We start from the raw sequence: 23,860 nt of genomic DNA on the forward strand, positions 1-23,860 counted from the left end.
CTTAACTGACACACCGCTATCGCAGGCAAGCCAGCCCCCACAGTTGATCTTCGTTGTTCAGTGGATCAGCGTTCGACCGGCACGGACAACGCGGCATTACCCAACGGATGCGTACGCGCCGCAAAGAACTTCAGCTCCACGCCACTGCCGTCAAACAACTGCGAATACCGGCGCTTCTGCTGGCGGATAAACCCGTCACTGCGGCCCGACACCGAAATTGCCAGTGTCGTCAGTCTGGCCTGGCGAATCGCGTCCACCAAGTGGCTGTCCTGAGCCCCCAAGTCATGGCCGAAGATGCACAACGCGCCTTCATGACTCAGCAACTGCTCGTAGCAGAACGACAAGTAATCCGAACTGCGAATGGTCTTGAGCTTCTCCTCCACCTTGCCCTCGCTGACAAACAACGGCACATCGTCCAACGTCTTGATCGTGTTGTTTATTGCAAAGCTGCTGAGCAAGGTGCTCTCGGTGGTCGGCAATTTGCGCGCGGTGCCGTCGAGGTTGCGCACCAGGTGCAGGCCGCCGTGCAGGTAGAGGATGCGCGTGGCGTCGGTGCGGGTGTTGCGCAGGTCGAAGCTGGCGTCGGCGCTGCGGAACAGGTCATCAATGCCCGGCGTGTGCAAAATCGCCCAGTAGTTGAGCAAATCGTAATTGCTGGTGAACACCGTCGCGTAGCGCTTCAGTTCAGTGTTGATCGTCGCCAGTGTCGACGGCTGCACCAGGCGCCACGGAATATGCACGGCGTGGATGGTGTTGATCAGCGCTTCCTTGATTGCGTAGTAGCGGTTGCGCGGCGCCGCCGAGCTGACCGCCAGTGCCTTGTTGACCCGGCTGGTGGTCTTCAAGGCGCCCAGCGCTTGCTCGAAACTGCGGGTTTGCAGGGCGTCGAACACGCTGAGTTCGGATGGGCTCAGGGGCTTTTCTTCGACGGTGCGGGCGTTTTCGAACAGCGAGTCGTAGGCAAAGTCTTCCCAAATCGCACGGCTGGCGCCATTGCCGATCAGAATCCCATTGAAGTCGATGGCGCTGCGCAGTGCGCTCCAGTCTTCAAGGTGGGCGTCAATATCCTGGAAATCCTTCATTGCGGCGGGTCTACTCGAAATCGGCTGGGTGGTGACTTTATCATGAGCGGGCGTTGATCCTGATCAAGATGCGCCACGCGTTAGCGGTTGATTCTGTCGGCATACCGCCTCCGAGGATTGACCATGAGCAGCACCTTTTTTATTCCCGCCGTCAACATCATGGGCACCGACTGCCTCGACGAAGCCATGACAGCCATCCGCAACTACGGTTTTCGCAAGGCGCTGATCGTCACCGACGCCGGGCTGGCCAAGGCCGGCGTGGCCAGCATGATCGCCGAAAAGCTGGCGATGCAGGACATTGACTCGGTGATCTACGACGGCGCCAAGCCTAACCCCAATGTGGAGAACGTCGAGAAAGGCCTGGCGATGCTGGAGGCCACCGCCTGTGATTTTGTGGTGTCCCTGGGCGGCGGTTCGCCCCATGACTGCGCCAAGGGCATCGCGTTGTGCGCCACCAACGGCGGGCACATCGGCGACTATGAAGGTGTCGATCAGTCGAGCAAGCCGCAGTTACCGCTGGTGGCGATCAACACCACCGCCGGCACGGCCAGCGAGATGACCCGTTTTTGCATCATCACCGATGAAACCCGCCATGTGAAAATGGCCATCGTCGACCGCAATGTCACGCCGCTGCTGTCGGTCAACGACCCGACGCTGATGGTCGGCATGCCCAAGGGGCTGACGGCGGCCACTGGCATGGATGCGCTGACCCATGCGATCGAAGCCTATGTGTCGACGGCCGCCACGCCAATCACCGATGCCTGTGCGATCAAGGCCATGGAGCTGATCAGCGCCAACCTGCGTCTGGCGGTACGTGATGGCAGCGACAAAGCCGCGCGGGAAAACATGGCGTATGCGCAGTTCCTCGCCGGGATGGCCTTCAACAATGCCTCGCTGGGGTTTGTGCACGCCATGGCCCACCAACTCGGCGGCCTCTACGACCTGCCCCACGGCGTGTGCAACGCGGTGTTGCTGCCCCATGTGCAAAGCTTCAACGCCAGCGTGTGCGCCAAACGCTTGAGCGACGTGGCGCGCGCCTTGGGCGCCGATATCAAGGGTATTACTCCGGAAGAGGGCGCCCAGGCGGCCATCGTCGCTATTCGCGCCTTGGCCCATGACGTTGAGATCCCGGCCGGTTTGCGCGAATTGGGCGCCAAGTTGCAGGACATTCCGCTGCTGGCCACCAATGCGTTGAAGGATGCCTGCGGTCTGACCAACCCGCGCCGGGCGGATCAGCGACAAATTGAGGAGATATTTCGCAGCGCGTTCTAAAGGCGGCAGCTGCACGCCGCAAGCGTTAAGCTACAAGTTGAACGGTATTTAACTTGAGCATGAAGCTTGCGGCTTGCCGCTGAGGTCACCTGATGAGAGTTCTATTATTCGGCGCCACCGGCATGGTCGGCCAAGGCGTGCTGCGCGAGTGCCTGCTGGCCGCTGACGTGCAGGAAGTGGTCGCCGTGGGCCGCACGCCGCTGACCCAGGAACACGGCAAGCTGCACCAGGTGTTGCACAGCGACATGCTGGACTTCCAGCCGCTGGAAAACCTGCTGCAAGGCTTTGATGCATGCTTCTTCTGCCTCGGCGTGTCGTCGGCGGGCATGAATGAAGCCAAGTACACCCACCTCACCTATGACCTCACCCTGGTCGCCGCCAGCACCTTGGCGCGGCTCAATCCGCAGATGACCTTTATCTATGTGTCCGGCGCCGGCACCAACAGCTCCGAGGCGGGCAAGTCGATGTGGGCGCGGGTCAAGGGCAAGACCGAAAACGCCTTGCTGCGCTTGCCGTTCAAGGCGGTGTACCTGTTTCGGCCCGGGGTGATTCAGCCGTTGCATGGCGTGCGCTCGAAAACGCCGCTGTATCAATCGTTCTATACCGTGCTCGGGCCGCTGTTGTCGTTTTTTCGTCGGGTCAAACCGAGCTGGGTGGTGAGCACCGAGACCGTCGGCCTGGCGATGTTGGCGGCGGCGCGTCATGGCGCGCCGCAAGCCGTGGTGGAGCAGGCCGAGATCAATCGCCTGGCCAGCGAGCTGCGCTGATGCTGCACAAAAGCCTGGTGCGTCGCCTTGACCTGATCACTCTGCAACTGTTCGTTGCAGTGTTTGAAGAAGGCACGCTGACCCGCGCTGCGGCCCGTGAAGCCATCGCCGTGTCGGCAGCCAGCAAGCGCCTGATGGAGCTGGAGCAGGTATTGGGCGTGAGCCTGTTCGTGCGCCGTGCCAAGGGCATGGACCTGACTGCGGCGGGCGAAACATTGCTGCACCATGCGCGGCAGATGCTGTTCAACGTCGAGAAAATGGGCCTTGAACTGGGCGAACACAGCCACGGTGTGCGCGGTTATGTGCGCATGCTGGCGAATCTGTCGGCGATCATTCAGTTCCTTCCGGAAGACCTGCGCGACTTTTCCCAACGGCACCCCGAGGTCAAGACTGATCTGGAAGAGCGCCCCAGCAACGGCGTGGTCCAGGGCGTGCTGGACGGGGTGGCAGACCTGGGCATCTGCTCCAGCGACACTGATACCAAAGGCTTGCCCAGTGTGCTGTATCGCCATGACAAGCTGGTGGTGTTGATGCCGGCGGAGCATCCCTTGGCCGCACGCCAAACCCTGGCCTTCGAGGAAACCCTGGGCAGCGATTACGTGGGCCTGCACGCCGCCAGTTCGATCAACATGCGTACCCATGCCGCTGCGCGTGAGGCCGGCAAGATGCTGCGCCTGCGTATCCATGTGCCGGGGTTTGATGCGATGTGCCGGATGGTCCAGGCGAATATGGGCATCGGTATTTTGCCGCAAAAAGCCTATGAGCTGTTTGGTCGCGCGCTGGGGTTGCATGCGGTGCCGCTGACCGACACGTGGTCGGATCGCAGCTTGATTGTGGTGGTGCGTGATGAAGCGCAGTTGTCGCCGGTGAGCCGGTTGTTGTTTGACTACCTGCGCACGCCACTGACGTGAGGAAACCCTGTGGGCCTCATCGCGGGCAAGCCCGGCTCCCACAAGGGGCCGCATTCCTCCTGTGGGAGCCGGGCTTGCCCGCGATAGCGATCTGACTGACGCCGGCACCCAATAGCCGTTCGCATTTCGCGAACGCTCCTTGCCAACTGACGGTTGGATTTATCTTCCCTCTGTCCTCTAGCCTTGGCTGCGTATTCCAAGAACAAGAGGACCATCCCATGACAGCGCCATTGAGCGGTATCAAGGTGATTGAAATCGGCACGCTGATTGCCGCGCCGTTCGCTGCGCGGATGCTGGCCGAGTTCGGCGCCGAGGTGATCAAGATCGAAGCCATGGGCCAGGGCGACCCGCTTCGTAAATGGCGAAAGCTGCACGAAGGCACGTCGCTGTGGTGGTACCTGCAATCGCGTAACAAAAAGTCGCTCGCCCTGGACCTCAAGTCCCCGGAAGGCCTGGGGTTGATCAAGCAATTGCTGGGCGACGCCGACGTGCTGATCGAAAACCTGCGCCCTGGCGGCCTGGAGAAACTCGGCCTGGGTTGGGACGTGCTGCATGCGCTGAACCCCAAGCTGACTCTGGTGCGTATCTCCGGCTACGGCCAGACCGGGCCTTACCGCGATCGCCCAGGGTTTGGTGCGATCGGTGAGGCCATGGGCGGCATTCGCTACACCACCGGCAACCCCGACTCTCCGCCGGCGCGGGTTGGCGTCAGCCTGGGTGACTCTCTCGCCTCGTTGCACGCGGTGATCGGCGCGCTGATGTCGCTGCTGCGGGTCAAGACCGGGCAGGGCGAGGGGCAGGTTGTCGATGTGTCACTGGCCGAAAGTGTGTTCAACCTGATGGAAAGCCTGGTGCCCGAATACGACATGCTCGGCCATGTGCGTGAGCGCAGCGGCGGCGCCTTGCCGGGTATTGCGCCGTCCAACACCTACCTGACTGCCGACGGCGCCTATGTGGTGATCGCCGGCAACAGTGACCCGATCTACAAGCGCCTGATGCACACCATCGGCCGTGCCGACCTGGCTGAAGCGCCGGAGTTTGCCCACAACGACGGCCGCGCCGCCAACAGTGGCCTGCTCGATGCGGCCATTACCCACTGGACCAGCAGCCTGCCTATCGACCAGGTGCTCAGCGCGCTCGAAGCCGCCGAGGTGCCGGCCGGGCGCATTTACTCGGTGGCCGATATCGTCAGCGACCCGCACTACCAGGCGCGTGACATGCTGCTCAATGCCCAATTGCCCGGCGGCGTGTCGGTGAAGATGCCCGGCATTGTGCCCAAACTTTCTGAAACCCCCGGTGGTGTGAACTGGCAAGGCCCGACCCTGGGCCAGCACACCGATGACATCCTTGGCAGCCTGGGCCTTACCGGCGCCGATATCCAACGCCTGAAAACCGCGGGAGTGGTGCAATGATCACTGATTATTCTGACGCGCTGATCGTGCAGGAAGTGTCCCCGCGCGATGGCTTGCAGATCGAACCGACGTGGGTTGAAACCGCCGACAAGATCACGCTGATCAACGCGCTGGCGCAGGCCGGTTTTTCGCGAATCGAGGCGGGCTCGTTCGTGTCGCCCAAGGCCATTCCCGCGTTGCGTGATGGCGAGCAGGTGTTCCAGGGCATTGAGCGCCGGGCCGGTGTGATTTATGTGGCGCTGATCCCCAACCTCAAGGGCGCCCAGCGCGCCATCGAGTCGCGCGCCGATGAGCTGAACCTGGTGATGTCCGCCAGCCAGACCCACAACCTGGCGAATATGCGCATGCGTTGCGAGGCATCGTTGGCGGCGTTTGGCGATATCGTCAGCTTTGCCGCCGACCACCCGGTGCGGCTCAACGGCAGCATTGCCACCACCTTTGGCTGCCCGTTCGAAGGCAAGATCGATGAAGACCGCGTGCTGCAAATAGTCGACGCCTATCGCGAGTTGGGCATTCAGGGCATCACGTTGGCCGACACCACCGGCATGGCCAATCCGCGACAGGTCGAACGTTTGGTCAAGCGCGTGCTGCAACAGGTGCCGGCCAGCGATCTGACCCTGCATTTTCACAATACCCGTGGCCTGGGTTTGTGCAATGTGCTGGCCGCTTACGAGGCTGGAGCCCGCCGGTTTGACGCGGCATTGGGTGGCCTCGGCGGTTGCCCGTTTGCACCGGGCGCGTCAGGCAATATCTGCACCGAAGATTTGGTCAACCTCTGCGAAGAGGTCGGCATTCACACCGGCATCGACCTGCCGCACCTGTTGCAAATGTCCCGTCGCTTGCCGGCCTTGCTTGGGCATGAACTGCCCGGCCAAGTGGCCAAGGCCGGGCGCAATGGCGACCTGCACCCGCCACCGGCTTACATCGCCACGCTGTAACGCGCTACCAGACAACAAAAACAATCGGGCGCCTGTGAGCAGCCCGCTGGAGAGAAACCATGAGCACTAATACGTTAGAGGCCGGCGTGCGCCCGGCCGCTGAAATCGATGCCGAAAAAGCCCTGGTCAGCAAGGTCGCCTGGCGCCTGATGCCGCTGATCATGGTGTGCTACCTGTTCGCGTTTTTTGACCGCATCAACATCAGCTTCGCCAAGTTCCAGCTGCAAACCGACCTGAGCCTGAGCGACACCGCCTATGGCCTGGGCGCCGGCTTTTTTGTGGTGGGTTATGTGCTGTTCGAAGTGCCGAGCAACATGATGCTCTACAAGGTCGGTGCCCGCCGTTGGATCGCGCGCATCATGATGTCGTGGGGCCTGGCCACGGCGGCCATGGTGTTTGTCACCGCCGAATGGCAGTTCTATGGCCTGCGCTTCATCATCGGCGCAATGGAGGCGGGGTTTGCGCCTGGCGTGCTGTATTACCTGACGCTGTGGTTCCCGCAGCACTTTCGTGGGCGCATCACCTCGATGCTGTTCCTGGCCTCGGCCTTCGCCGGTTTAGTCGGCGCGCCATTTTCCGGCCTGGTGCTGGAACACCTCGACGGCGTACTGCAAATGCGCGGCTGGCACTGGCTGTTCCTGCTCGGCGGCTTGCCCTGCATCGGCCTGGGTTTTCTGGTGCTGACCTTGCTCAAGGACCGCATTGAAGACGCGCATTGGCTGACGCCTGCCGAGAAAACCCTGCTGTCGAGCCGCATCGCCAAGCATGAGCCGAACGCGCACGGTGGCTCGTTGCTCTCGGCGATCCGCATTCCAGGGTTTTTGATGCTTGGGTTTATCTACTTTCTGATCCAGGTGGCGTCTTACGGCCTCAACTTCTGGGCGCCACAGTTGATCCGCAGTGCCGGCACCCAGAGCCCGGTGATGATCGGCCTGCTCACCGCCATTCCCTATGTGTGCGGGGCGATCAGCATGGTGGTGATCGGGCGACTGTCGGACGCCACCGGTGAGCGCCGCAAGTTTGTCTGCGGCCTGGTGGTACTGGGCGCCATTGGCTTCTTCTGCGCCGGGATCTTTGCCGACCACACCACCTTCCTGATCATCGCCCTGGGCCTGTTGGGCGCGGGCATTATTGCCGCGATCCCGACCTTCTGGACGCTGCCGCCCAAGTTGCTGGCTGGCGCCGGTGCGGGTGCGGCCGGTGGCATTGCGGTGATCAACACCCTCGGGCAGTTCGGCGGTATTGTCAGCCCGGTGATGGTGGGGCGCATCAAGGACCTCACCGGCAGCACCACGCCGGCGCTGTATGTGATCGGCGTGTGTGCGCTGTTGGCGGCGGCGCTGCTGCTGTGGGGCTTGCCACAAAAACTGCGCACGCTCGACAGGGGCTGATCAGCCTGCCGTGGCAAGGGCGCGGGCCGGTGTGGCGCTGAACTGAATCAACACCACCCCGCCAATCAACAACAACGCCCCCAGCACGCGGGGCGTTGTCAGTTGGCGTTCCATCAGGCCGAACAGGCCAAAGTGATCGAGCAGCAGCGAAGCGAGAATCTGCCCGGCCATGGCCAGCGCAATAAACCCTGACGCGCCGAGCTTGGGCAGCAACATCAGCGCCAGCGAAATAAAGCACACGCCAAACGCGCCTCCGGCCCATATCCACAGCGGCGCCTTGGTGATAAAGGCCAGGCTCGGCAAGGGCAGGCGCAGCGCGATGATGACCGGCAGCAACACAATAATGCTCACCAGCAGTGACGCCAGCGTGGCCCACAACGGGTGCCCCAGCCCGCGCCCGAGGCTTGCGTTGATCGCACTCTGAAACGGCACCACCGCGCCGGCGATCACCGCCAGTGCCAACAGACCTACCCAATGCAACGTCGTCATCTCAGTTCTCCCAGAGGTTTTGCTGGACTCTAGGCTATTCGTCGCGCAAATTTAAATTCCAAGTTCTTATGCTGAGCATGCAGCTGATGAATGACCTGCGTCGCATCGACCTCAACCTGCTGGTGATCCTCGACGCCTTGCTCAGCGAGCAACACGTCACCCGCGCCGCCGAGCGCCTGCACCTGAGCCAGCCGGCGGTCAGCCATGCGCTGGCGCGCTTGCGTGATCTGCTTGGTGACCCATTGCTGGTGCGCCAGGGCGGTGCCTTGGTGCCGACCGCCCGCGCCCTGGAGCTGGCCGCGCCACTGGCCGAAGCCCTGGCCCAAGTGCAGGCGCTGCTGGCGCCCAACCGGTTTGATCCAGCATCGGCCAAGCGCCGGTTTCGTGTGGCGATGTCGGACTACAGCGCGGCGATTTTCCTGCCGGGGCTGGTCCGCACCTTGCGCCGTGAAGCGCCTGGCATCGACCTGCAAATCGTCCAGGCCAGCCGCGAAGGCATGGTCGATGGCGTGCTCAATGGTGACCTCGACCTGGCCGCCGGGGTGTTCCCCGACATGCCCGCCGAACTGCGCACCACGCCGTTATTCGAAGAGCATTACACCTGCCTGATTGACCGCGAAAGCCTGCCGAAAAACGGCGTGCTCGATCTGCCCGCTTACCTGTCGCGTCCGCATGTGTTGCTGGAAATGCGCGGCAGTGGCACCCCGGAGATCGAACGGGCGTTGACGGCAATTCGTGAGCGCCGGCATGTGGCGATCAGCCTGCCGCACTGGGGCGTGGCACCGCAGTTGATCCAGGGCACAGACCTGATTTTGACGGTGTCATCCAGAGGCTTGCTCAACATCGATCAGCAGCACCTGCTGGCTGTGCCGCCGCCGTTTCATATCCCTTCGTTTGCGTTTGAGTTGGCGTGGCATGCGCGGCGGGGCGGGGATTCGGGGTTGCAGTGGTTGATTGGGCAGGTGCAGGGTGTATTGTCCGTCTGAACCGTGGCTACCAGGAAGCGGGTGGCTGGCGGCGTGTATGAAAAATTCGCATCACCTGTAACCGGCCATCTCGAATACGGTAGGGAACGATATAGGGCCATCGGGGCACTACCCATTCGCGTGTGCCGGGCACTCTGCCTTCTTTGCCCATTGCCGGAAATTCAGCGACATGTTCAAGCCCGGTCAAGATCGCCTGCACGAACTCATGGGCAGCTTTCGGGTTTTCTTCGGCAATGTAGGCCGCTTCATCGTCAAGATTCCTGAGGGCAGCCCTCAGCCAATCAACCTGCATTGTTACGCCATTTATCGGCGACTGCTTTTACTTCGGCCGCTGTCGCAAAGTCGCCCGCATCAGCTTCTTTCAATGCTTTTTGAATTTCCTCTATTTGCCAGGCCTCACGCGTCAGGTATTCGCGTAATGCATCTACGGCTAGAAAGGATTTGCTGCGCCCTGTCGCCTTGGCGAGACTGGCAAGCGTGTCGGCGACGTCTTCCGGTATGCGTAGAGACATAACAGACATAAGAGCCTCGATGTAGTGATGTGTAGTGCAACATACTACATCGTCATCGCAAAAACGGTTTGCCCCGTTCGTCACTGGGTGAATAGATAAAAGGACATTCCATGCTCTGCGGCCTTAACCACCTGACCCTTGCCGTCACCGACCTGAACCGCAGCATCGGCTTCTACCATCAATTGTTGCAACTTCGGCTCGATGCGACCTGGGACGGCGGCGCCTATTTGTCCCTACCCGGTTTATGGCTGTGCTTGTCCCTCGACCCATTGCGCTCGCCAGAGCCTGCGGCTGAATACACGCACTACGCGTTTACCGCCGATACCGGTGATTTTGCGGCGCTGGTGGCGCGCCTGCGCGCTGCGCAGGTGCGGGAATGGCGCGACAACCGCAGTGAAGGCGCGTCGTTCTACTTTCTCGACCCCGATGGCCACAAGCTCGAAGCCCACGTCGGCGATCTGGCCTCACGTTTGCAGGCCTGTCGCGCCAAGCCTTATGCAGGAATGAAGTTTTACCCGTAGCGGCGGAACGTGCAGAATCGATCCACCTCATCACCGTCTATCAGAGTCGCGCCCATGACCCTATCCCTGCTGTTCGCCGTGCTTGCTTCGGGTTTTATCTATGGCATTACGCCCGGTCCGGGCGTGCTCGCCGTATTCGGTATCGGCGCTGCCCGTGGTCGCCGTGCCGGGGCGGGTTTTTTGTGCGGGCATTTGCTGGGTGACGTGGTGTGGTGCAGCACGGCGCTGATTGCCATCGTGGGCGCGCGGGAAGTGGGCAGCACAGCCTTTGATGCACTGGGCGTGCTCAGCGGTTTATACCTGTTCTGGCTCGGCTGGCGTGCGATCCGTACCCAGCGGCGCAGCAGCGATGCACCTCAGGACGCGGCGCGGCACCCGTTCTGGCACGGCATTGTGTTCGGTCTCACCAACCCCAAGGCTTACCCGGTGGCCGTGGCGACCTTCACCGCGTTGTTGTCCAGCCGTGCCGAGTTGCTGACGTGGGCGATGCTGCCGTCTTTGATCTTCCTGAGCTTTATCGGTGGCCTGCTGGCCTATGCCATTCTGATCGGCGTGGTCGGCGCCCAACGTGTGCGCACCGTGTATCAGCGCCATGAAATCCTTATCACCAAACTCTGTGGCGTGATGTTTATCGGCTTCGCCATCAATGCCCTGGCGCATGCGTTGCCGGGCCTGTTTGGCAGCAAACCGGCCTGATACAGCGACGACCGTTCGTCGCACTGGCGAGTTTTTTCTAAACCTTTGCCGCCCTGAAAATTCGAATTCAGGGCGGGGCGTCTGTTCCCGCACCTATTTTTGACCTGGAGGAACCCATCATGAGCCGCATGGCTATCCGGTTACGCACCGCCAGTTTCGCGATGCTGCTGGGCCTCGGCGCCAGCAATGCTTTCGCCCAGTCGCCTGCTGAATTCATCGAGCAGGCTTCGGCCAAAGGGATGGCCGATATTGAAACCAGTCGCATGGCCCACGCCAGAACCTCGTCCCAGGAAATCAAGGACTACACCATCGAGGTGATCAACGAACGCACCCAGGCCAACCAGCACCTGGCAGCCATCGCCAAGAAACTCGACTTGCCGGTGGCCCCGCGCGAGAAGATCGTCGATAAAGCCGAAACCTTGATGCCCGAACTCAAGGACGGCGACTCCTTCGACGCGGCCTACACCGCGCAACAGGTCAAGGAAAACGAAGACGCCATTGCCCTGTTCAAACAGGAAGGTGCGGCGTCGGATGTGCCGGAAATCAAAGCGCTGGTGGATGAAACGCTGCCCAAGTTGGAGGAGCGCCTGCAAAAGGCCCGTGCCTTGGCGTCGACCTATGGCAAAGGTCATCAAGGCGACGGTTGAGTCCGTCACTTGAGATAGAAAACGGCGGTTGGACTTTCTCCAACCGCCGTTTTTTTATGCCTGGTTCAGATCGGTTTTGTTGGTCACCGCATCGTCGACTACTTCGCCGCAACTGCTGTTGAGGCTGACATTGCCTGCGGCGCCGATGCTGCGGTATTCGCTGCGCAGTTTTTCCAGTTCCTTACGGTCCAGGCCATCGAGGCTCAGCACGGCGTTTTGCGCATCCTTGGAGACGCGCAGCAACTCGTCGATCTTGATATGCAGGATGTCGTTGTCGCGGTTTTGCGTGTTCTGGATCAGGAACACCATCAGGAAGGTGATGATGGTGGTCGAGGTATTGATGATCAGTTGCCAGGTGTCGTTGTAGTGGAAATATGGCCCGCTGAGGCTCCACAGGAAAATCAGTGCGACAGCCACGTAGAACGTGCGGGCACTGCCTGCCCAACGGGACAGAGATTGGGAGACTGCAGAGAATTTCATGACCGTTTTTCCTTGACCGGAGGGTGATGAAATTATGGACCGCAGGCCCGCTTCGAAATTTCTTTTTACATTTTAGGGTTAGAACAATGTCGTGCTTTTTCCTCCGGCTATCTTAGGAATTGGCCTACTGCGCCTTTGAATGGCGGGAGCAAGACTGGTTTTTTTATCCGGATGTTCTCCCATGCACGCTAACGCCGCCTGCGATTTGCCCACGCTCTACGGTAAAACCGAAGAGCATTTTTTTGCCGCGGTGTGCCCAACGCATCGTCGATACAGCGGCGGCATCAATGCTTACTTCACGGATGAGTATTTCAGCCCGTTCAATTTGTTGTTTATCCGGGTTGGCAGCACTTTGCTGGATAACGCTTTGGCCGCACCGCTGGAGCTTATCCGGCGTACCACGCAGGCAATACGCGTGGTGATCCATGAGGAACAGGTCGAAGCGTTGGGTGAGGTGTTTTTGGCACACGGCTTTAAGCCGGTCGAAAAGACCACCGCGATGGTGGGTGACCTGGCGTGCCTGGCGCCATGGGTGGGCGAGAGCGGTGTGCAGGTCCAGCTCACGCGGAACATGAACGATTGGGCTGAGCCCTTTGGCAGTGCGTTCATGAGGCTGCCCGAGGAGGTTGCGCGTTATCAGGTCCGCCACCAGCGGGCCCTGGACGCGGGTGAGGCGCTTTATCACTTCACCTTGTCCGATGAGGGGCAGGTAAGGTCTTCGCTGGTGCTGTCCCTGTGTGATGGCGAGGCCCGGCTTAGCGATATCGGCACACTCATGGGCTTGCGTGGCAGAGGGTACGCCACTCGATTGATCCATGCCGCTCTGCTGCACGCGTCGAGCCTCGGGGCCCTGCGATGCTTTCTAGAAGCCTCGCAGGGTGCCTTCGCGCTGTACCGGCAACTAGGTTTCGAACCTTTGTACGAGTGCCAGGCCTTTACCCGTGACGCCCTTGCAGACGCGTAATCAGAGGGCCAGCTTTGCCTGGCCGCGATCCTCAAGCGCCAGCAAATACTGCTTGGCCTCAAGCCCACCGGCAAACCCGGTCAGCCCGCCCGAAGCACCGATCACCCGGTGGCAGGGCGCGACGATCGAGATGGGGTTGCGGCCATTGGCTGCGCCTACCGCGCGCACGGCCTTGGGGTTGCCGATCTGCTGGGCAATCTGGCTGTAGCTGCGGGTTTCGCCGAAGGGGATGGTCAGCAGTGCCTGCCAGACTTGTTTTTGGAAATCGGTGCCGTCGAAGTCCAACGCCAGATCGAACTGATTGCGGGTGCCGGTAAAGTATTCCCGTAGCTGGCGCTCGGCTTCCAATAACACCGGGCTGTCGTCGGCTAGATGCAACTCGCCCAGACGCACGCGATTGGCGCGTTCTTTTTCCCACAGGATGGCGCTGAGTTTGCCGTTGCGCGCCACCAGGGTGAGCTGGCCGACGGGGGAAGGCATGAGCTTGTATTGGTAGGGCATGAGCGGGCTCCTTGACGATGTAGGGGGCCACTATCCACCTTGTGGGCGGTTGGGAAACCCAGTTTCTTGCGGTCAAATTCTACTGGGACTAAATGCTCCAGTGAATCCAGTTACCGGAACCATAGGCCCAAGCGACGAAATAGATGAACCAGACGATCGAGGGCGTCGACAGTGCTACCCATGAACCGAGGTTAAGTAGCGCAAGTGCGGTTGCGCAGAGTGTGATGCCTCGGCTGGCGTTCTGCCTTGAATACCAGACGCCATAGATGGATCCCGCCAGAGCCGCTATCGACGCCAGGCTCCTCAGGCCGAAAGGGATTGGCGTCAGCGGTAACAGCAGTGGAATGATCAATACCAGCCCCACCACCTTTCTAACGACTTGGCTCTCAGTTTTTTGTACAGGCACGCGCATTGGCTCTGCTCATGGGTAAGATATGTGCGCATTTTTAACGAAGGTCGTCTTCGTCGCTTTAGGAATTTGCTTAAGTCAATGTTCCTGTTGCAGAACCTTTAGTGCTGCCGATGCCAGAAAGCCGGAACGGCTTTTTTCTTCAGGATGATGCAACACGTATTCATCAATTCGATTCAGCAGGTAACCCGGCAGGGTGATATTGAGCTTCTGCGCTTTGCCCAGATATTTAGTGACATCAATATCAACCACGGCCCAAATGCAGCCGGCATATGCCTGGTTGGCCGCGTGCAGGGTGACTTTCTGAGCGGTGGGAATCGGCGCGCCATCCTCTGCAAGGATTTCAAAGTGCCCTTCGATCGCTTCGCGGGCCATGGCCATGGCGTCGTCCAGGTCGTCGCCGGCGGAGTAGCAGCCAGGAATATCCGGCACTTCCACACCCCAGGCGTGGTCCTCGTCACCGGTTGAAATTGCGATGGGGTAAAGCATGTCTATTGCTCTCCAGGGGCGCTCAGCTCAGCAGCGCCTGTTTCAAAATGCTCTTGGCGGTCTTGTCCAACAGGTCTTTCTTTGGATGAGGAATCGTCACCAACCCCGGTTTGGTCGGGTGTTTGAAGTGGTGGTGACTGCCTCGGGTGCGTACCAGGTACCAGCCATCCGCAACAATGTGACCTATCAAATATCGGCTATCCACAGCACCTCCTTGTGGTGTGTGTTGGTGGTGACTATAACCACTGAAAATAAATTATCAACACTCTACCTACCGACGGCTGACGACCGGCGTTTCGGTAAGTGCTGAATGAAGTGTATGAGCCTTTGAAAACGGCGTCTTAGAGAGGTATTGCGGGGATTTTCGAAGTGTTACTCGTTGTTTAAGACATGGGCGAGAACGGCGAGAAATGCGTCAGCCAACAGGCTTTTTCTGGTCGCAGGCGTCAGCACCAACAGCTGCGCACAGGCATCCACCTCGACCATGGGCTTATAGGTGATACCCTTGTTCATCAAGCTCTGCGTACATTCGGGCACCAATGCCACGCCTTGCCCGGCGGCCACCAACGCAATGATCGAAGTGATCTGCCGCCCGGTCGGCCCCGCACGCAGGGGCACGCCGTGGTGTCGGTACAACTGCTCGATCGACTGGTTCAACCCCGACCCGTAATCGGGCGGAAACAGAATCAGCGGGTAAGCACTGAGCTGCGCCAGGCTCACCTGCGTTTGGCCGGCTAACGGACTTTCACTGGAAACCGCCGCCCACAAGCGCTCCTCACCCAGCGACAGCGCTTGCACGGCCTGGCTTTGCGGCAGCAGACGACTCAGGCCGACATCCAGGCGCCCATCTGCCACCTGTGCCCCCAGGCTGCCGGAAGCGCACTCCACCAAGGTCAACTGCACATCGGGAAAACCCTGGGCGAAGGCCTGGATCGCCTGGCTGAACAGGTCCGACAGCGCGATCGAACTGACGTAACCCAAGGTCAGTTGCCCGGCGGTCCCGGCGGCCAATTTACCGGCGATTACCTGTGCCAGCTCCACCTGTTCCAACACGCTACGCGCATAGGGCAAGAACGAACGGCCCTGAGCGGTGAGGGAAACCGTGCGGCTGGTGCGATCAAACAACTTGAAGCCCAACTCCGTTTCCAGCGCCGAGATCTGCCGGGTCAACGGCGGCTGGGCCAGATGCAGGCGAAGGGCTGCGCGACCGAAGTGCAGTTCTTCGGCGACCGTCAGAAAGTAACGCAGCTTGCGTAGGTCGAGCATCCTGATCCCTGGGTATTGATCGGTTCGAATTCGGTATTGGTTTAAGACCCGCTGGCCATTCTATAAAGACCTCACAAAATAAAACGAGAGGTTTCATGAAACCGCGCCTGCATTGTGCCCGTCTTGCCCTGTTCCTGTGTGGCTGCGCGGCGTTTCTAAACCTGTATGCCACCCAGAGCATCCTGACCACGTTCGCCGAGCAGTTTCATATCAGCGCCAGGGCGGCGGGCTGGAGTATCACGGTCACCACCCTGGCGGTGGCAGTGACCGCGCCATTTGTCGGCCGGCTGACCGGGCGTTTCCAGCAGCGTACGGTCATCGCTGTGACCGCGCTGTTACTGGCCGTGCCCGCGCTGATGACCGCCTACGCCGGCAGCTTTGTCGAAGTGTTGGTGTGGCGCTTTGTGGAAGGCATGTTGATCCCGGTGGTGTTTGCCACCAGCGTGGCTTACATCGGCGACCGCTGGCACGGCGCCACGGTGACCGAAGTCACCAGCCTCTATGTGGCGGGCACCGTACTGGGCGGGTTCGCCGGGCGCTTCGTCACCGGCGTGATGACCGAATATGTCGGCTGGCGCGAGGCCTTTGAATTGTTGGCCGTATTGAGTCTGATGGTCGGTGGGTTCATTCAGTTTTTGCTGCCCGATAACCCGCCGCGAGTCGCACCGGTCAAGGCTGCTTCGTCAGGCGTTTTTCGCAAGCCATTGGTAGCTGCCTACGCCGTAGGGTTTTGTGTGTTGTTCTCCCAGGTTGCGGCATTTACCTACGCGGGACTCTACCTTGGCCTACCGCCTTTCAACCTCGGGCCTGCGGCCTTGGGCACGCTGTACATGGTGTTTCTGCTGGCCTTGATCGTGATCCCTATCGCCGGCCGCCTCAGCAAAGCGCGGCCCCACGCCGAGCTGCTAGCTGTGGCTGCCGTGCTGGGTATCAGTGGCTCGGCACTGACCCTGGCGCCGTCGCTGGGGTGCATCGTGGCGGGCCTGGCGCTCAGTTCGACCGGTGTCTTTCTCGCCCAGGCCGCCGCCAACGCGTTCATCAGTGCCACCGCGCAGGCCAACAAGGCAGGCGCCGTGGGCGTTTACCTCACCTGTTATTACCTGGGCGGCAGTTGTGGTGCCATCGTCCCCGCCTTGATGTGGGAGCGCTGGGGCTGGGCTGGGTGTGTAGCGCTGATTATCGGCTTTCAACTGCTGACGTTGCTGATCGCCCTGACGGGCTGGAAGCCCCTTAAACCTGAGTTGATCCAAGCATCATGACCGACACCAGCGCTGTGCCTGCCCGCGAAACCTCAAACCGCCGCCGCTCGCTGATCGCCGGGTGCGGCGCCCATGCCGTACACGATGGCCTCACGGATGTGATCTACGTGCTGCTGCCGATCTGGCAGGCACAGTTCGCTCTTTCCTACGCGCAGATCGGGCTGTTGCGCGGTGCCTATTCCGGGATGATGGCCGTGTTTCAGCTGATGGCCAGCCGCGCCGCCCGACGATGGGGGCGCATGCCGATGCTGGTGGGCGGCACGGCGCTTGCTGGCGTCGCTTATTTGTTGGTGGGGCAGGCCACTGGGCTGATCATGCTGCTATTGGCGTTGCTGTTAGGCGGTTTGGGCGCCAGCACCCAACACCCATTAGCCTCTTCGATGATTGCTGATGCTTATGAGGACGGCGGCGGGGTCAAGCAAGCCCTGTCCCAATACAACTTTTCCGGCGATATCGGCAAAACCCTGATCCCGGGGTTGGTCGGCTTGCTGCTCACCGTCATCAGTTGGCGCGCCAGTGCCACACTGTTGGGCTTGCTCGGCGTGGCGGCGGCGGGGTTGTTGTGGTGGCTAGTGCCTGCGCAAATGTCCGAAACCGCTTCTGTAAAAAAAGCCAAACCCCTCAGCGGAACCGGTTCCATTACCGGCCTGCGCGCCCTGATGCTTACCGGCACGCTCGACAGCGCCGTGCGCATGGGCTTTCTCACCTTCCTGCCGTTTCTGCTGCAAGCCAAGGGCGCGGGAACTGCCGGCATCGGCCTGGCGTTGACGCTGCTGTTTATCGGTGGCGCGTTCGGCAAATTGCTCTGCGGCTACCTCGGTGCCCGCATCGGCATGATGAAAACCGTATGGCTGACGGAAACCAGCACGGCGCTGCTGATCATAGCCGCCGTGTACCTGCCGCTGAATGGACTGATGGTGATGCTGCCGCTGCTGGGCCTGATGCTCAATGGCACTTCTTCAGTGCTGTACGGCGCCGTGCCGGACCTGGCGGCGGCGGGAAAACGCGAGCAAGCATTTGCGGTGTTCTACACCGGCACAATCGGCGGCGGCGCGCTGGCACCCGTGGTATTCGGTGGGGTGGGCGACGCGCTGGGTGTACCGGTGGCGGTGATGGTACTGGCGGGCATGTTGTTGGTGACGTTGCCGCTGGCGTGGGTGGTGCAGCGGGGGTGTGCGCCTCAAACAATCGAATAATTGCTGGTATGCCCAGGCCGAGCCAACAGATCAATGCCCAGTGAGTGAAGCACCTTCAGAACCGTTTCAAAACGCGGTTTTGCGCCCGGGGCAAATGCCTTGTACAAGCTCTCGCGTCCTACACCCGCATCAGTGGCGATTTTTGTCATGCCACGGGCTTTGGCGACGTAGCCTACGGCGCGAAGGAACTCTTCGTTGTCACCGTCAGCCAGCACCTGAGAAAGGTATTCGCTGATGGCCTCATCACTGTCGAGCAGCTCGGCCATATCAAATGTCGTCAGTGTTTGAGTCATGCTCAAATCTCCTTTGCTAATTTTTTTGCTCGCCGGATATCGGCTTCTTGTGAAGACTTGTCGCCACCTGCCAGCAAGATGACGACCTCCCTGCCGCGCAGGGTGAAATAAACGCGATAACCCGTACCCACGTCTATCCGCATCTCTGAAATACCGCCGCCCAGCATCTTGAAATCACCCAGATTTCCCACACTGGCTCGCTCGATACGTCGAGCAATAGTGATTTTGGCTCGCAGATCGCGGATTGCCGAGCACCATTGAGTGAAGGCTTGGGTTTGCTGGATCGAATAACGCACGGGGCCTCACAGAATCTCACTGTATCTACTTGGATACGGGTTGGCAAGAGACACGTCAGTGTCGAAGGCTGGGGAGAGTGATGCGAGGGCGTGCCGGTTTCAAACGTTCTTCAGGGTTTTCCTATTGCCAGAATTTACAGTCTGAAAGAGAACGGTACAGCGGTCCTGAATGTTGCGTTATTGCCTACACAACACACAGAATCGTCTGAGTTGTACGCCTTGGACGAGCGCTTTAAGGTTCGTCTGCCGCTGCCCATCAGCGGTCGGGTTTAGTAGCCCGATTTGATCAACGGCGTATGGCTGTCCTATCAGTCAGGCATCTCGATGTCTGTCCTCAATGGTGGCTGTACGCAGGGCACTTTCGGGTGCGCCGGTTTCGTTGATCCGCCGGTCTACTAACCTGCATACAGCCGCCACCCATTGTTTAGTAGCTCTGGAAGGTGGTCCTTACCGAGGATCAACAGATGTGTACTGACTCCTGTAACCCCACCGCGACCCTGTTCAGCGTCCGCCCCGAAGCCAACACTGAAGCCTTGCTCGCCAACGCCTACGAAACCATTGCCGGCGCGGGTGCCATGACCAACGAGTTCGCCGAAAGCCTGCCTTCTCAACATCGCTACCTGGCCTTGGCCATTCAGCAAATGATCGAACTGGGGCTGATGCTGGTAGAAGCGGCGCAAGACCGCGTGGACCGCGCCGCGTAGGTTTTTCACGCCCTGCAACAGGCTTGCCTTCCCAGGCCGCACATACCAAGGGGAAGGGGAGCCAGATACCCTGCATCGGAACCGGTCGCTCACGCATGAAGCCAAATTTAGAACATAAAAAAACCGGCCACCAAGGGCCGGTTTTTTGGTGCATCTCCCGCCAGAACCAACCTGACGCAAGACCAAAATCTGAGTGGAGCGGGTAGAGGGAATCGAACCCTCAACTAAAGCTTGGGAAGCTTTCGTTTTGCCACTAAACTATACCCGCTCAAAGCGGCTGACTTTGTACCAGATGTTCGCCGGGATTTGAAGTTTTTCTTCGAAAAATGTGTAAGTTGGGTTCATCAAGCTTGTGTGGGAGCTGGCTTGCCTGCGATTGCATCACCTGAGTGTGACTGGCACACCGCAGCGCCTGCATCGCGGGCAAGCCCGGCTCCCACATAAGCCGCCTTTCAGATAGCAAACGCATGCTGCGTCTGGCCCTGGTGATAACGCAACCGACTCACCTGGCGTTCTGGTTTCAAAAAGCCCACCACCGCATCCCGGCTGTCCCTGCAGGCCGCCTTGTGCTCCATGTCCAGAAAATGCCCGGTCGCCTGGATGGTGCTGAAGCTGCTGTTGGCCACGTGCTGGCCAAACAGCTTGGCATCCTCGGCGCTGGTGTATTCATCCCATTCGCCATTCAAAAACAGCACCGGAATGTCGATCTGCCTGGCGGCTTTTAGGTAGCACAGCCGGTCGCTGTTGAGCACGTGGCTGATGTGGAAGTGCATCTGCCCGTATTCATGCTCGGCCAGGCCGCTCACATGCTTGTAGTTGAAGCGCTTGAACAGTGACGGCAGGTGTTTGCCGATGGTGCTGTTGACCAGGTGGCCGACGCCGTGGCGGTCGAGGTTGCCGAGGTAGTCGACACCGCGTTCGAGGTAGTCGCGCATGGGGGTGTTGATCACCGGCGAGAACGAGCTGATCACGGCCTTTTCCACCCGGCGCGGGCGGTGGGCGAGGGCGACCAGGGCAGCGGCGCCGCCCCAGGAGAACGACAGCACGTGTTCGGCGCCGAAGTGTTCGATGAGTTCCAGCAGGATCTGGCCTTCGACTTCCTTGGTCAGCATGTGCTCATGACGGTTATGGATTTTGGAGCGGCCAGCGTAGGGCTGGTCGTACAAAACCATATTGAATTGCGGGTACAGGCTTTTCACGGTTTGAGCGAAGGATGCCGTGGTGGCCATGGAGCCGTTGACCAGGATGATGGTCTTTGCAGCAACGTCCGCGCAATAGAACTCCGTGTAAACCCGATACTGACCCTGTATATCCAACACAGCGATTTCTGGCCTCATGTCGTAAGACTCCTGGCAAGCGGGTAGGGCGCGCAGATCACTCTGCACGAGCTTTATGACAGGTAGGCATACGCCTGGAAGATGAGGCCCATGTCGGTCCGATAACGGCTGGCCGACGGGTGTTGTTATGGCGGGCTGTTTGCCTGGAACGCCCATAGATCAAGCGCGGGCGGGGCAAGGTGTTTCTTGGAGGTTATGGGGCGACTCGCCAGTCATAATTTGGCTGACGTCTTGATTCAAGCAGCACAGGCGCCAGCTCGCAAGGCGCCAAGCTGGTTTTTTGCCATCACCGGCTGAACGGTCGTCAGACCTGTCGGATCTCGTCGTCAGTCAGCGGCCGATAGTGGCCCGGCGCAAGGGCGTTATCCAGCACCAAAGGCCCCATCCGCTCACGGTGCAGGCCAATCACTTTATTATCAAAGTGCCCGAACATGCGCTTCACCTGGTGATAACGGCCTTCGATGATGCTCAGACGTGCGGTCCTGGGGCTGAGTAGCTCAAGTTCGGCGGGTTGAGTGGTGAGATCTTCAAAGGCGAAATACAGGCCAGCGGCAAAGGTGGCTGCATACTCAGGACCAATGTCCTGCTCGGTTTCAACGAGGTAAACCTTGGGCAGTTTGGTCTGGGGCTGTGTCAGGCGCCGCGACCATTGGCCGTCGTTGGTGATCAGCATCAGCCCGGTGGTGTTGAAGTCCAGACGGCCGGCGATGTGCAGCTCATGCGTGTCCGGTTCACTCAGCCAATCAAGCACGGTGGGATGCACCGGGTCGGCGGTAGCGCTCACGCAGCCTTGGGGTTTGTGCAGCATGAAATAACGCGCCGGTTTGCCGGCTTGCAGTACCTCATCATCGACACAGACGCGGCTGAATGCTCGCACTTCATGGTGTGGGTCGCTGACGGCCACGCCATCAACTGTCACCCGTCGCTCAACCAGCAGCACACGCACTTGTTGGCGATTGAAACGCGGCAGGTTGCTGAGGAAACGATCAACGCGCATTACGGCTGTTCAGCCCCACGCAATTGCGCATCTACCTGCGCACAGCGTGGGCACAGGCAGGCCTTATTGCGCAGTTCATCGGGCAGCGCTTCGAGTACCGCCGGGTCGATGGTGACGCTGTAGCACCAACAGGCTTGGTCGGCGGTGCGTGGGTCGGCCAGGGTGCAGTCGTTGCGGGCACCGCAGGCAGGGCAAAGGGTGGGTGTGGTCATGTCGGTTCGGGCTGTATCGCGCAGTTCCCTGCACGATACAGCCCCGCCCTACTATTGCAAGCTGCGCAGGTAGCCGCGCCAGCCGCCGAAGTGGCTGATGTCCACGGCGCCGGTCAAGCCGTAGGGCTCGCAGATGAAGCCGGTTTCCCAACGCCCGTCGGCCAGTTGCACCTTGCCCAGGCCCAAGGGGGCGGGGATACCGGTGAGGAAGGAGCCCAATTCGCGGCTCGGCAGCTCCCACACTTCCACCTCAATGGCCACGCCGCCTTCACTCACCCGCAACATGCCGGGGCGACAGGGTGGCCCACCGGCCAGCGCGAACAACTGATAGTCGGCCGAGCTGTGGGTGCGCTCCAGCAGACGCGCGCCACGCCGCACTAATTGGCCGTTAAGCGCCAGCCCCTGCAGGTGCGCGCCGCACACCACCAGCCGGGTAAAGTCATGACCTGCGCTGCCGACAGGCACAGGCAGCGACGTATCGTGCTGGCGCTGCAACGCATCCGCCACGCCCAACAGGTATTGGTCGGTGAACGCTCGGCCAAACAGCGTCACACCCCAAGGCAAACCGTTGTGCATAAAGCCGCTGGGCACGGCGACGGCGGCGTAATCCAGCAGGTTCATGAAGTTGGTGTAGTAGCCCAGCTCGGCGTTGCGCAGCACCGGTTCGGCGCGCAGTTCTTCCAGCGTCACCGGGCGGCCTATGGTCGGCGTCAGTACGCAGTCGAGGCCTTCAAGCATGCCATCGCACTGCGCTTTCAAGGCTTGCAGGCGGTACTGCGCACGGAAGGTCTGTACGCCGTTTACCGCTGGCGCTTTGGCCAGCACCGCACGAATCACCGGCAGCACGGCCTCGGGGTTCTGCTCCATCAGTTCACCGGCCACGCTGTAGCGTTCAGCCACCCACGGCCCTTCGTAGAGCAGGCGCGCGGCTTCCAGGAAGGGCGACAGGTCCAGCGTCACCGGCTCGCCACCCAGTGCAATCAAGCGGTCGATGGCCTGCGCAAACAACTGCGGGCCTTGCTCGCAGCCGAAGTACTCCAGGTCCTGCTCGCGCGGTACGCCAAAACGAAACGCGCGGGGTGCGCCAAACGCCGATGCATCATTCCACGCCGGGTTCGCTCGGCTGTACGCATCCAACGGATCGAGTTTGGCAGTCAGCGCCAGTAACTGGCTGGCCTCGCGCGCGGTGCGGGTAAAGGTGGTGACGCAATCCAGCGTGCGGCACGCCGGCACCACGCCGGCTGTGGAGATCAAGCCTTTGCTCGCCTTGAGCCCCACCAGGTTATTCAGCGCCGCCGGCACCCGCCCGGAACCGGCCGTGTCGGTGCCCAGGGCAAAACTCGCGACACCCAACGCGACGGCCAGTGACGACCCGGCGCTGGAACCGCCCGACGGATATTCCGGCAATACGCTGTTGGGGCACGCGCCATACGGCGAGCGGCTGCCATTGAGCCCGGTGGCGAACTGGTCGAGGTTGGTCTTGCCCACTGGCACCGCGCCCAAGGCGATCAACTGCTCGACAATGCTCGCGTTGCGCTGCGGCACATAGACGAACGCCGGGCACGCGGCGGTGGTGGGAATGCCAGCCAAGTCGATGTTGTCTTTGATCGCAAACGGTACGCCGAATAACGGCAACTCAGCCGGTTCGCGCGCGTCCAATGCGGCCAGGTACGGCTCCAGCTCCGCTTCGGTAAGCAAGTGGATAAACAGGTGATAATCGGGGTTCAAGTGCGCGGCTTTTTCGCGCAGGTGCAGCAGCACTTCACGGGGCGTGGTGTCGCCGCTCAGGTAGGCATTGCGCAGGTTGTCCAGTTGCAGATTCATGGCTTGTCC

General features: G+C 60.5%; 30 protein-coding genes and 1 tRNA gene. 14 read left to right on the plus strand and 17 right to left on the minus strand.

What is annotated here, in order from left to right:
- Positions 1-65: 65 nt before the first annotated feature.
- A complete protein-coding gene (locus HBO41_RS06125; protein WP_099548612.1) occupies positions 66-1,082 on the minus strand; it encodes a DUF4917 family protein in 1,017 nt (338 codons plus the stop codon).
- 123 nt (positions 1,083-1,205) lie between these two features.
- On the opposite strand from HBO41_RS06125, the gene yiaY reads away from it, so the two are divergent.
- The 6 genes from yiaY to HBO41_RS06155 all read left to right on the plus strand — a co-directional run bounded on the left by yiaY (position 1,206) and on the right by HBO41_RS06155 (position 7,773).
- Positions 1,206-2,354, plus strand: coding sequence for an L-threonine dehydrogenase (yiaY, locus tag HBO41_RS06130; protein WP_017137278.1), 1,149 nt, complete (start codon positions 1,206-1,208; stop codon positions 2,352-2,354).
- A 92-nt stretch (positions 2,355-2,446) separates the two neighbouring features.
- On the plus strand, positions 2,447-3,121 hold the full coding sequence (locus tag HBO41_RS06135) for an NAD(P)H-binding protein (RefSeq protein WP_169985468.1): 675 nt from the start codon (positions 2,447-2,449) through the stop codon (positions 3,119-3,121).
- A complete protein-coding gene (locus HBO41_RS06140) occupies positions 3,121-4,032 on the plus strand; it encodes a LysR family transcriptional regulator (RefSeq protein ID WP_017137280.1) in 912 nt (303 codons plus the stop codon). Before HBO41_RS06135 ends, HBO41_RS06140 begins: the two co-directional genes overlap by 1 nt.
- A 218-nt stretch (positions 4,033-4,250) precedes the next feature.
- Positions 4,251-5,444 carry a CaiB/BaiF CoA-transferase family protein gene (locus tag HBO41_RS06145; RefSeq protein WP_169985470.1) on the plus strand — a complete coding sequence of 398 codons (1,194 nt, stop codon included), beginning with the start codon at positions 4,251-4,253 and terminating at the stop codon, positions 5,442-5,444.
- Positions 5,441-6,382, plus strand: coding sequence for a hydroxymethylglutaryl-CoA lyase (locus HBO41_RS06150; RefSeq protein ID WP_017137282.1), 942 nt, complete (start codon positions 5,441-5,443; stop codon positions 6,380-6,382). Before HBO41_RS06145 ends, HBO41_RS06150 begins: the two co-directional genes overlap by 4 nt.
- 59 nt (positions 6,383-6,441) lie before the next feature.
- Positions 6,442-7,773, plus strand: coding sequence for an MFS transporter (locus HBO41_RS06155; protein WP_169985472.1), 1,332 nt, complete (start codon positions 6,442-6,444; stop codon positions 7,771-7,773).
- Here the strand turns inward: HBO41_RS06155 and HBO41_RS06160 are convergent, their stop codons facing one another.
- The gene (locus tag HBO41_RS06160) at positions 7,774-8,262 is read right to left on the minus strand and encodes a DMT family transporter (RefSeq protein WP_169985474.1); all 489 of its coding nucleotides are present in this window, start codon (positions 8,260-8,262) and stop codon (positions 7,774-7,776) included.
- Positions 8,263-8,339: 77 nt separating this feature from the next.
- On the opposite strand from HBO41_RS06160, the gene HBO41_RS06165 reads away from it, so the two are divergent.
- A complete protein-coding gene (locus HBO41_RS06165) occupies positions 8,340-9,248 on the plus strand; it encodes a LysR family transcriptional regulator (RefSeq protein WP_026013718.1) in 909 nt (302 codons plus the stop codon).
- A gap of 7 nt (positions 9,249-9,255) precedes the next feature.
- Here the strand turns inward: HBO41_RS06165 and HBO41_RS06170 are convergent, their stop codons facing one another.
- Both HBO41_RS06170 and HBO41_RS06175 read right to left on the minus strand, forming a co-directional pair.
- Positions 9,256-9,540 (minus strand): type II toxin-antitoxin system RelE/ParE family toxin, encoded by a 285-nt coding sequence (locus HBO41_RS06170; RefSeq protein WP_017137286.1) that lies wholly within the window; start codon positions 9,538-9,540, stop codon positions 9,256-9,258.
- Positions 9,530-9,769, minus strand: coding sequence for a CopG family ribbon-helix-helix protein (locus HBO41_RS06175; protein ID WP_017137287.1), 240 nt, complete (start codon positions 9,767-9,769; stop codon positions 9,530-9,532). Before HBO41_RS06175 ends, HBO41_RS06170 begins: the two co-directional genes overlap by 11 nt.
- Before the next feature lie 101 nt (positions 9,770-9,870).
- On the opposite strand from HBO41_RS06175, the gene fos reads away from it, so the two are divergent.
- From fos to HBO41_RS06190, 3 genes are all read left to right on the plus strand, one after another.
- Entirely contained in the window at positions 9,871-10,281 is a 411-nt protein-coding gene (gene fos / locus HBO41_RS06180; protein ID WP_017137288.1) for a fosfomycin resistance glutathione transferase, read from the plus strand.
- 54 nt (positions 10,282-10,335) lie between these two features.
- Entirely contained in the window at positions 10,336-10,977 is a 642-nt protein-coding gene (locus tag HBO41_RS06185) for a LysE family translocator (protein ID WP_169985477.1), read from the plus strand.
- 119 nt (positions 10,978-11,096) lie between these two features.
- A complete protein-coding gene (locus HBO41_RS06190; RefSeq protein ID WP_017137290.1) occupies positions 11,097-11,624 on the plus strand; it encodes a DUF4142 domain-containing protein in 528 nt (175 codons plus the stop codon).
- Between the two features lie 54 nt (positions 11,625-11,678).
- On the opposite strand, the gene HBO41_RS06195 is transcribed toward HBO41_RS06190, so the two are convergent.
- Positions 11,679-12,104 (minus strand): low affinity iron permease family protein, encoded by a 426-nt coding sequence (locus HBO41_RS06195; protein ID WP_017137291.1) that lies wholly within the window; start codon positions 12,102-12,104, stop codon positions 11,679-11,681.
- Positions 12,105-12,285: 181 nt separating this feature from the next.
- On the opposite strand from HBO41_RS06195, the gene HBO41_RS06200 reads away from it, so the two are divergent.
- Complete coding sequence (locus HBO41_RS06200; protein WP_169985479.1) at positions 12,286-13,068, plus strand: GNAT family N-acetyltransferase; 783 nt, start codon at positions 12,286-12,288, stop codon at positions 13,066-13,068.
- Here the strand turns inward: HBO41_RS06200 and HBO41_RS06205 are convergent, their stop codons facing one another.
- From HBO41_RS06205 to HBO41_RS06225, 5 genes are all read right to left on the minus strand, one after another.
- Positions 13,069-13,569, minus strand: a complete 501-nt coding sequence (locus HBO41_RS06205) for a methylated-DNA--[protein]-cysteine S-methyltransferase (RefSeq protein WP_017137293.1) — start codon at positions 13,567-13,569, stop codon at positions 13,069-13,071.
- An 88-nt stretch (positions 13,570-13,657) separates the two neighbouring features.
- The gene (locus HBO41_RS06210) at positions 13,658-13,981 is read right to left on the minus strand and encodes a hypothetical protein (protein WP_017137294.1); all 324 of its coding nucleotides are present in this window, start codon (positions 13,979-13,981) and stop codon (positions 13,658-13,660) included.
- 75 nt (positions 13,982-14,056) lie between these two features.
- Entirely contained in the window at positions 14,057-14,467 is a 411-nt protein-coding gene (locus tag HBO41_RS06215; protein ID WP_169985481.1) for a type II toxin-antitoxin system HicB family antitoxin, read from the minus strand.
- 22 nt (positions 14,468-14,489) lie between these two features.
- Positions 14,490-14,672 carry a type II toxin-antitoxin system HicA family toxin gene (locus HBO41_RS06220; RefSeq protein ID WP_017736377.1) on the minus strand — a complete coding sequence of 61 codons (183 nt, stop codon included), beginning with the start codon at positions 14,670-14,672 and terminating at the stop codon, positions 14,490-14,492.
- A gap of 167 nt (positions 14,673-14,839) precedes the next feature.
- Positions 14,840-15,733, minus strand: a complete 894-nt coding sequence (locus tag HBO41_RS06225) for a LysR family transcriptional regulator (protein ID WP_169985484.1) — start codon at positions 15,731-15,733, stop codon at positions 14,840-14,842.
- Positions 15,734-15,828: 95 nt separating this feature from the next.
- Here HBO41_RS06225 and HBO41_RS06230 point away from each other — a divergent pair, with 95 nt between their 5' ends.
- On the plus strand, positions 15,829-16,992 hold the full coding sequence (locus HBO41_RS06230; RefSeq protein WP_017137298.1) for an MFS transporter: 1,164 nt from the start codon (positions 15,829-15,831) through the stop codon (positions 16,990-16,992).
- A complete protein-coding gene (locus HBO41_RS06235) occupies positions 16,989-18,188 on the plus strand; it encodes an MFS transporter (RefSeq protein ID WP_169985487.1) in 1,200 nt (399 codons plus the stop codon). The genes HBO41_RS06230 and HBO41_RS06235 overlap by 4 nt, the downstream gene beginning before the upstream one ends.
- Here the strand turns inward: HBO41_RS06235 and HBO41_RS06240 are convergent.
- Together HBO41_RS06240 and HBO41_RS06245 are read right to left on the minus strand one after the other, a co-directional pair.
- A complete protein-coding gene (locus HBO41_RS06240) occupies positions 18,173-18,481 on the minus strand; it encodes an addiction module antidote protein (RefSeq protein ID WP_017137300.1) in 309 nt (102 codons plus the stop codon). The two genes, HBO41_RS06235 and HBO41_RS06240, sit on opposite strands and share 16 nt — an antisense overlap.
- A 2-nt stretch (positions 18,482-18,483) precedes the next feature.
- Positions 18,484-18,777, minus strand: a complete 294-nt coding sequence (locus tag HBO41_RS06245) for a type II toxin-antitoxin system RelE/ParE family toxin (protein WP_169985489.1) — start codon at positions 18,775-18,777, stop codon at positions 18,484-18,486.
- A 464-nt stretch (positions 18,778-19,241) separates the two neighbouring features.
- On the opposite strand from HBO41_RS06245, the gene HBO41_RS06250 reads away from it, so the two are divergent.
- Positions 19,242-19,481, plus strand: coding sequence for a DUF6124 family protein (locus tag HBO41_RS06250; RefSeq protein ID WP_017137302.1), 240 nt, complete (start codon positions 19,242-19,244; stop codon positions 19,479-19,481).
- A 194-nt stretch (positions 19,482-19,675) separates the two neighbouring features.
- Here HBO41_RS06250 and HBO41_RS06255 read toward each other — a convergent pair.
- The 5 genes from HBO41_RS06255 to atzF all read right to left on the minus strand — a co-directional run bounded on the left by HBO41_RS06255 (position 19,676) and on the right by atzF (position 23,851).
- Positions 19,676-19,749, minus strand: a tRNA-Gly gene (locus HBO41_RS06255).
- 184 nt (positions 19,750-19,933) lie between these two features.
- The gene (locus HBO41_RS06260) at positions 19,934-20,818 is read right to left on the minus strand and encodes an alpha/beta fold hydrolase (protein ID WP_169985492.1); all 885 of its coding nucleotides are present in this window, start codon (positions 20,816-20,818) and stop codon (positions 19,934-19,936) included.
- Between the two features lie 304 nt (positions 20,819-21,122).
- Positions 21,123-21,815 (minus strand): pseudouridine synthase, encoded by a 693-nt coding sequence (locus HBO41_RS06265; protein WP_017137304.1) that lies wholly within the window; start codon positions 21,813-21,815, stop codon positions 21,123-21,125.
- Positions 21,815-22,027 carry a cysteine-rich CWC family protein gene (locus HBO41_RS06270; protein WP_017137305.1) on the minus strand — a complete coding sequence of 71 codons (213 nt, stop codon included), beginning with the start codon at positions 22,025-22,027 and terminating at the stop codon, positions 21,815-21,817. Before HBO41_RS06270 ends, HBO41_RS06265 begins: the two co-directional genes overlap by 1 nt.
- Before the next feature lie 51 nt (positions 22,028-22,078).
- Positions 22,079-23,851 (minus strand): allophanate hydrolase, encoded by a 1,773-nt coding sequence (gene atzF, locus HBO41_RS06275; RefSeq protein ID WP_099548627.1) that lies wholly within the window; start codon positions 23,849-23,851, stop codon positions 22,079-22,081.
- Between the last annotated feature and the right edge of the window lie 9 nt (positions 23,852-23,860).

Source organism: Pseudomonas sp. WS 5146, from assembly GCF_012985495.1.
Taxonomy (GTDB): Bacteria; Pseudomonadota; Gammaproteobacteria; order Pseudomonadales; family Pseudomonadaceae; genus Aquipseudomonas; species Aquipseudomonas edaphica.

Excerpts from the sequence above, each read along its gene's own strand:
- HBO41_RS06225 (WP_169985484.1), bottom strand. The coding sequence starts at position 15,733 with ATGCTCGACCTACGCAAGCTGCGTTACTTTCTGACGGTCGCCGAAGAA.
- HBO41_RS06265 (WP_017137304.1), bottom strand. The coding sequence starts at position 21,815 with ATGCGCGTTGATCGTTTCCTCAGCAACCTGCCGCGTTTCAATCGCCAA.
- fos (WP_017137288.1), top strand. The coding sequence starts at position 9,871 with ATGCTCTGCGGCCTTAACCACCTGACCCTTGCCGTCACCGACCTGAAC.
- HBO41_RS06160 (WP_169985474.1), bottom strand. The coding sequence starts at position 8,262 with ATGACGACGTTGCATTGGGTAGGTCTGTTGGCACTGGCGGTGATCGCC.
- HBO41_RS06230 (WP_017137298.1), top strand. The coding sequence starts at position 15,829 with ATGAAACCGCGCCTGCATTGTGCCCGTCTTGCCCTGTTCCTGTGTGGC.
- HBO41_RS06205 (WP_017137293.1), bottom strand. The coding sequence starts at position 13,569 with ATGCCCTACCAATACAAGCTCATGCCTTCCCCCGTCGGCCAGCTCACC.
- atzF (WP_099548627.1), bottom strand. The coding sequence starts at position 23,851 with ATGAATCTGCAACTGGACAACCTGCGCAATGCCTACCTGAGCGGCGAC.
- HBO41_RS06170 (WP_017137286.1), bottom strand. The coding sequence starts at position 9,540 with ATGCAGGTTGATTGGCTGAGGGCTGCCCTCAGGAATCTTGACGATGAA.
- HBO41_RS06150 (WP_017137282.1), top strand. The coding sequence starts at position 5,441 with ATGATCACTGATTATTCTGACGCGCTGATCGTGCAGGAAGTGTCCCCG.
- HBO41_RS06145 (WP_169985470.1), top strand. The coding sequence starts at position 4,251 with ATGACAGCGCCATTGAGCGGTATCAAGGTGATTGAAATCGGCACGCTG.
- HBO41_RS06140 (WP_017137280.1), top strand. The coding sequence starts at position 3,121 with ATGCTGCACAAAAGCCTGGTGCGTCGCCTTGACCTGATCACTCTGCAA.
- HBO41_RS06210 (WP_017137294.1), bottom strand. The coding sequence starts at position 13,981 with ATGCGCGTGCCTGTACAAAAAACTGAGAGCCAAGTCGTTAGAAAGGTG.
- HBO41_RS06200 (WP_169985479.1), top strand. The coding sequence starts at position 12,286 with ATGCACGCTAACGCCGCCTGCGATTTGCCCACGCTCTACGGTAAAACC.
- HBO41_RS06165 (WP_026013718.1), top strand. The coding sequence starts at position 8,340 with ATGCAGCTGATGAATGACCTGCGTCGCATCGACCTCAACCTGCTGGTG.
- HBO41_RS06240 (WP_017137300.1), bottom strand. The coding sequence starts at position 18,481 with ATGACTCAAACACTGACGACATTTGATATGGCCGAGCTGCTCGACAGT.
- HBO41_RS06155 (WP_169985472.1), top strand. The coding sequence starts at position 6,442 with ATGAGCACTAATACGTTAGAGGCCGGCGTGCGCCCGGCCGCTGAAATC.
- HBO41_RS06235 (WP_169985487.1), top strand. The coding sequence starts at position 16,989 with ATGACCGACACCAGCGCTGTGCCTGCCCGCGAAACCTCAAACCGCCGC.
- HBO41_RS06215 (WP_169985481.1), bottom strand. The coding sequence starts at position 14,467 with ATGCTTTACCCCATCGCAATTTCAACCGGTGACGAGGACCACGCCTGG.
- HBO41_RS06185 (WP_169985477.1), top strand. The coding sequence starts at position 10,336 with ATGACCCTATCCCTGCTGTTCGCCGTGCTTGCTTCGGGTTTTATCTAT.
- HBO41_RS06175 (WP_017137287.1), bottom strand. The coding sequence starts at position 9,769 with ATGTCTGTTATGTCTCTACGCATACCGGAAGACGTCGCCGACACGCTT.
- HBO41_RS06190 (WP_017137290.1), top strand. The coding sequence starts at position 11,097 with ATGAGCCGCATGGCTATCCGGTTACGCACCGCCAGTTTCGCGATGCTG.
- HBO41_RS06270 (WP_017137305.1), bottom strand. The coding sequence starts at position 22,027 with ATGACCACACCCACCCTTTGCCCTGCCTGCGGTGCCCGCAACGACTGC.
- HBO41_RS06250 (WP_017137302.1), top strand. The coding sequence starts at position 19,242 with ATGTGTACTGACTCCTGTAACCCCACCGCGACCCTGTTCAGCGTCCGC.
- yiaY (WP_017137278.1), top strand. The coding sequence starts at position 1,206 with ATGAGCAGCACCTTTTTTATTCCCGCCGTCAACATCATGGGCACCGAC.
- HBO41_RS06135 (WP_169985468.1), top strand. The coding sequence starts at position 2,447 with ATGAGAGTTCTATTATTCGGCGCCACCGGCATGGTCGGCCAAGGCGTG.
- HBO41_RS06260 (WP_169985492.1), bottom strand. The coding sequence starts at position 20,818 with ATGAGGCCAGAAATCGCTGTGTTGGATATACAGGGTCAGTATCGGGTT.
- HBO41_RS06125 (WP_099548612.1), bottom strand. The coding sequence starts at position 1,082 with ATGAAGGATTTCCAGGATATTGACGCCCACCTTGAAGACTGGAGCGCA.
- HBO41_RS06195 (WP_017137291.1), bottom strand. The coding sequence starts at position 12,104 with ATGAAATTCTCTGCAGTCTCCCAATCTCTGTCCCGTTGGGCAGGCAGT.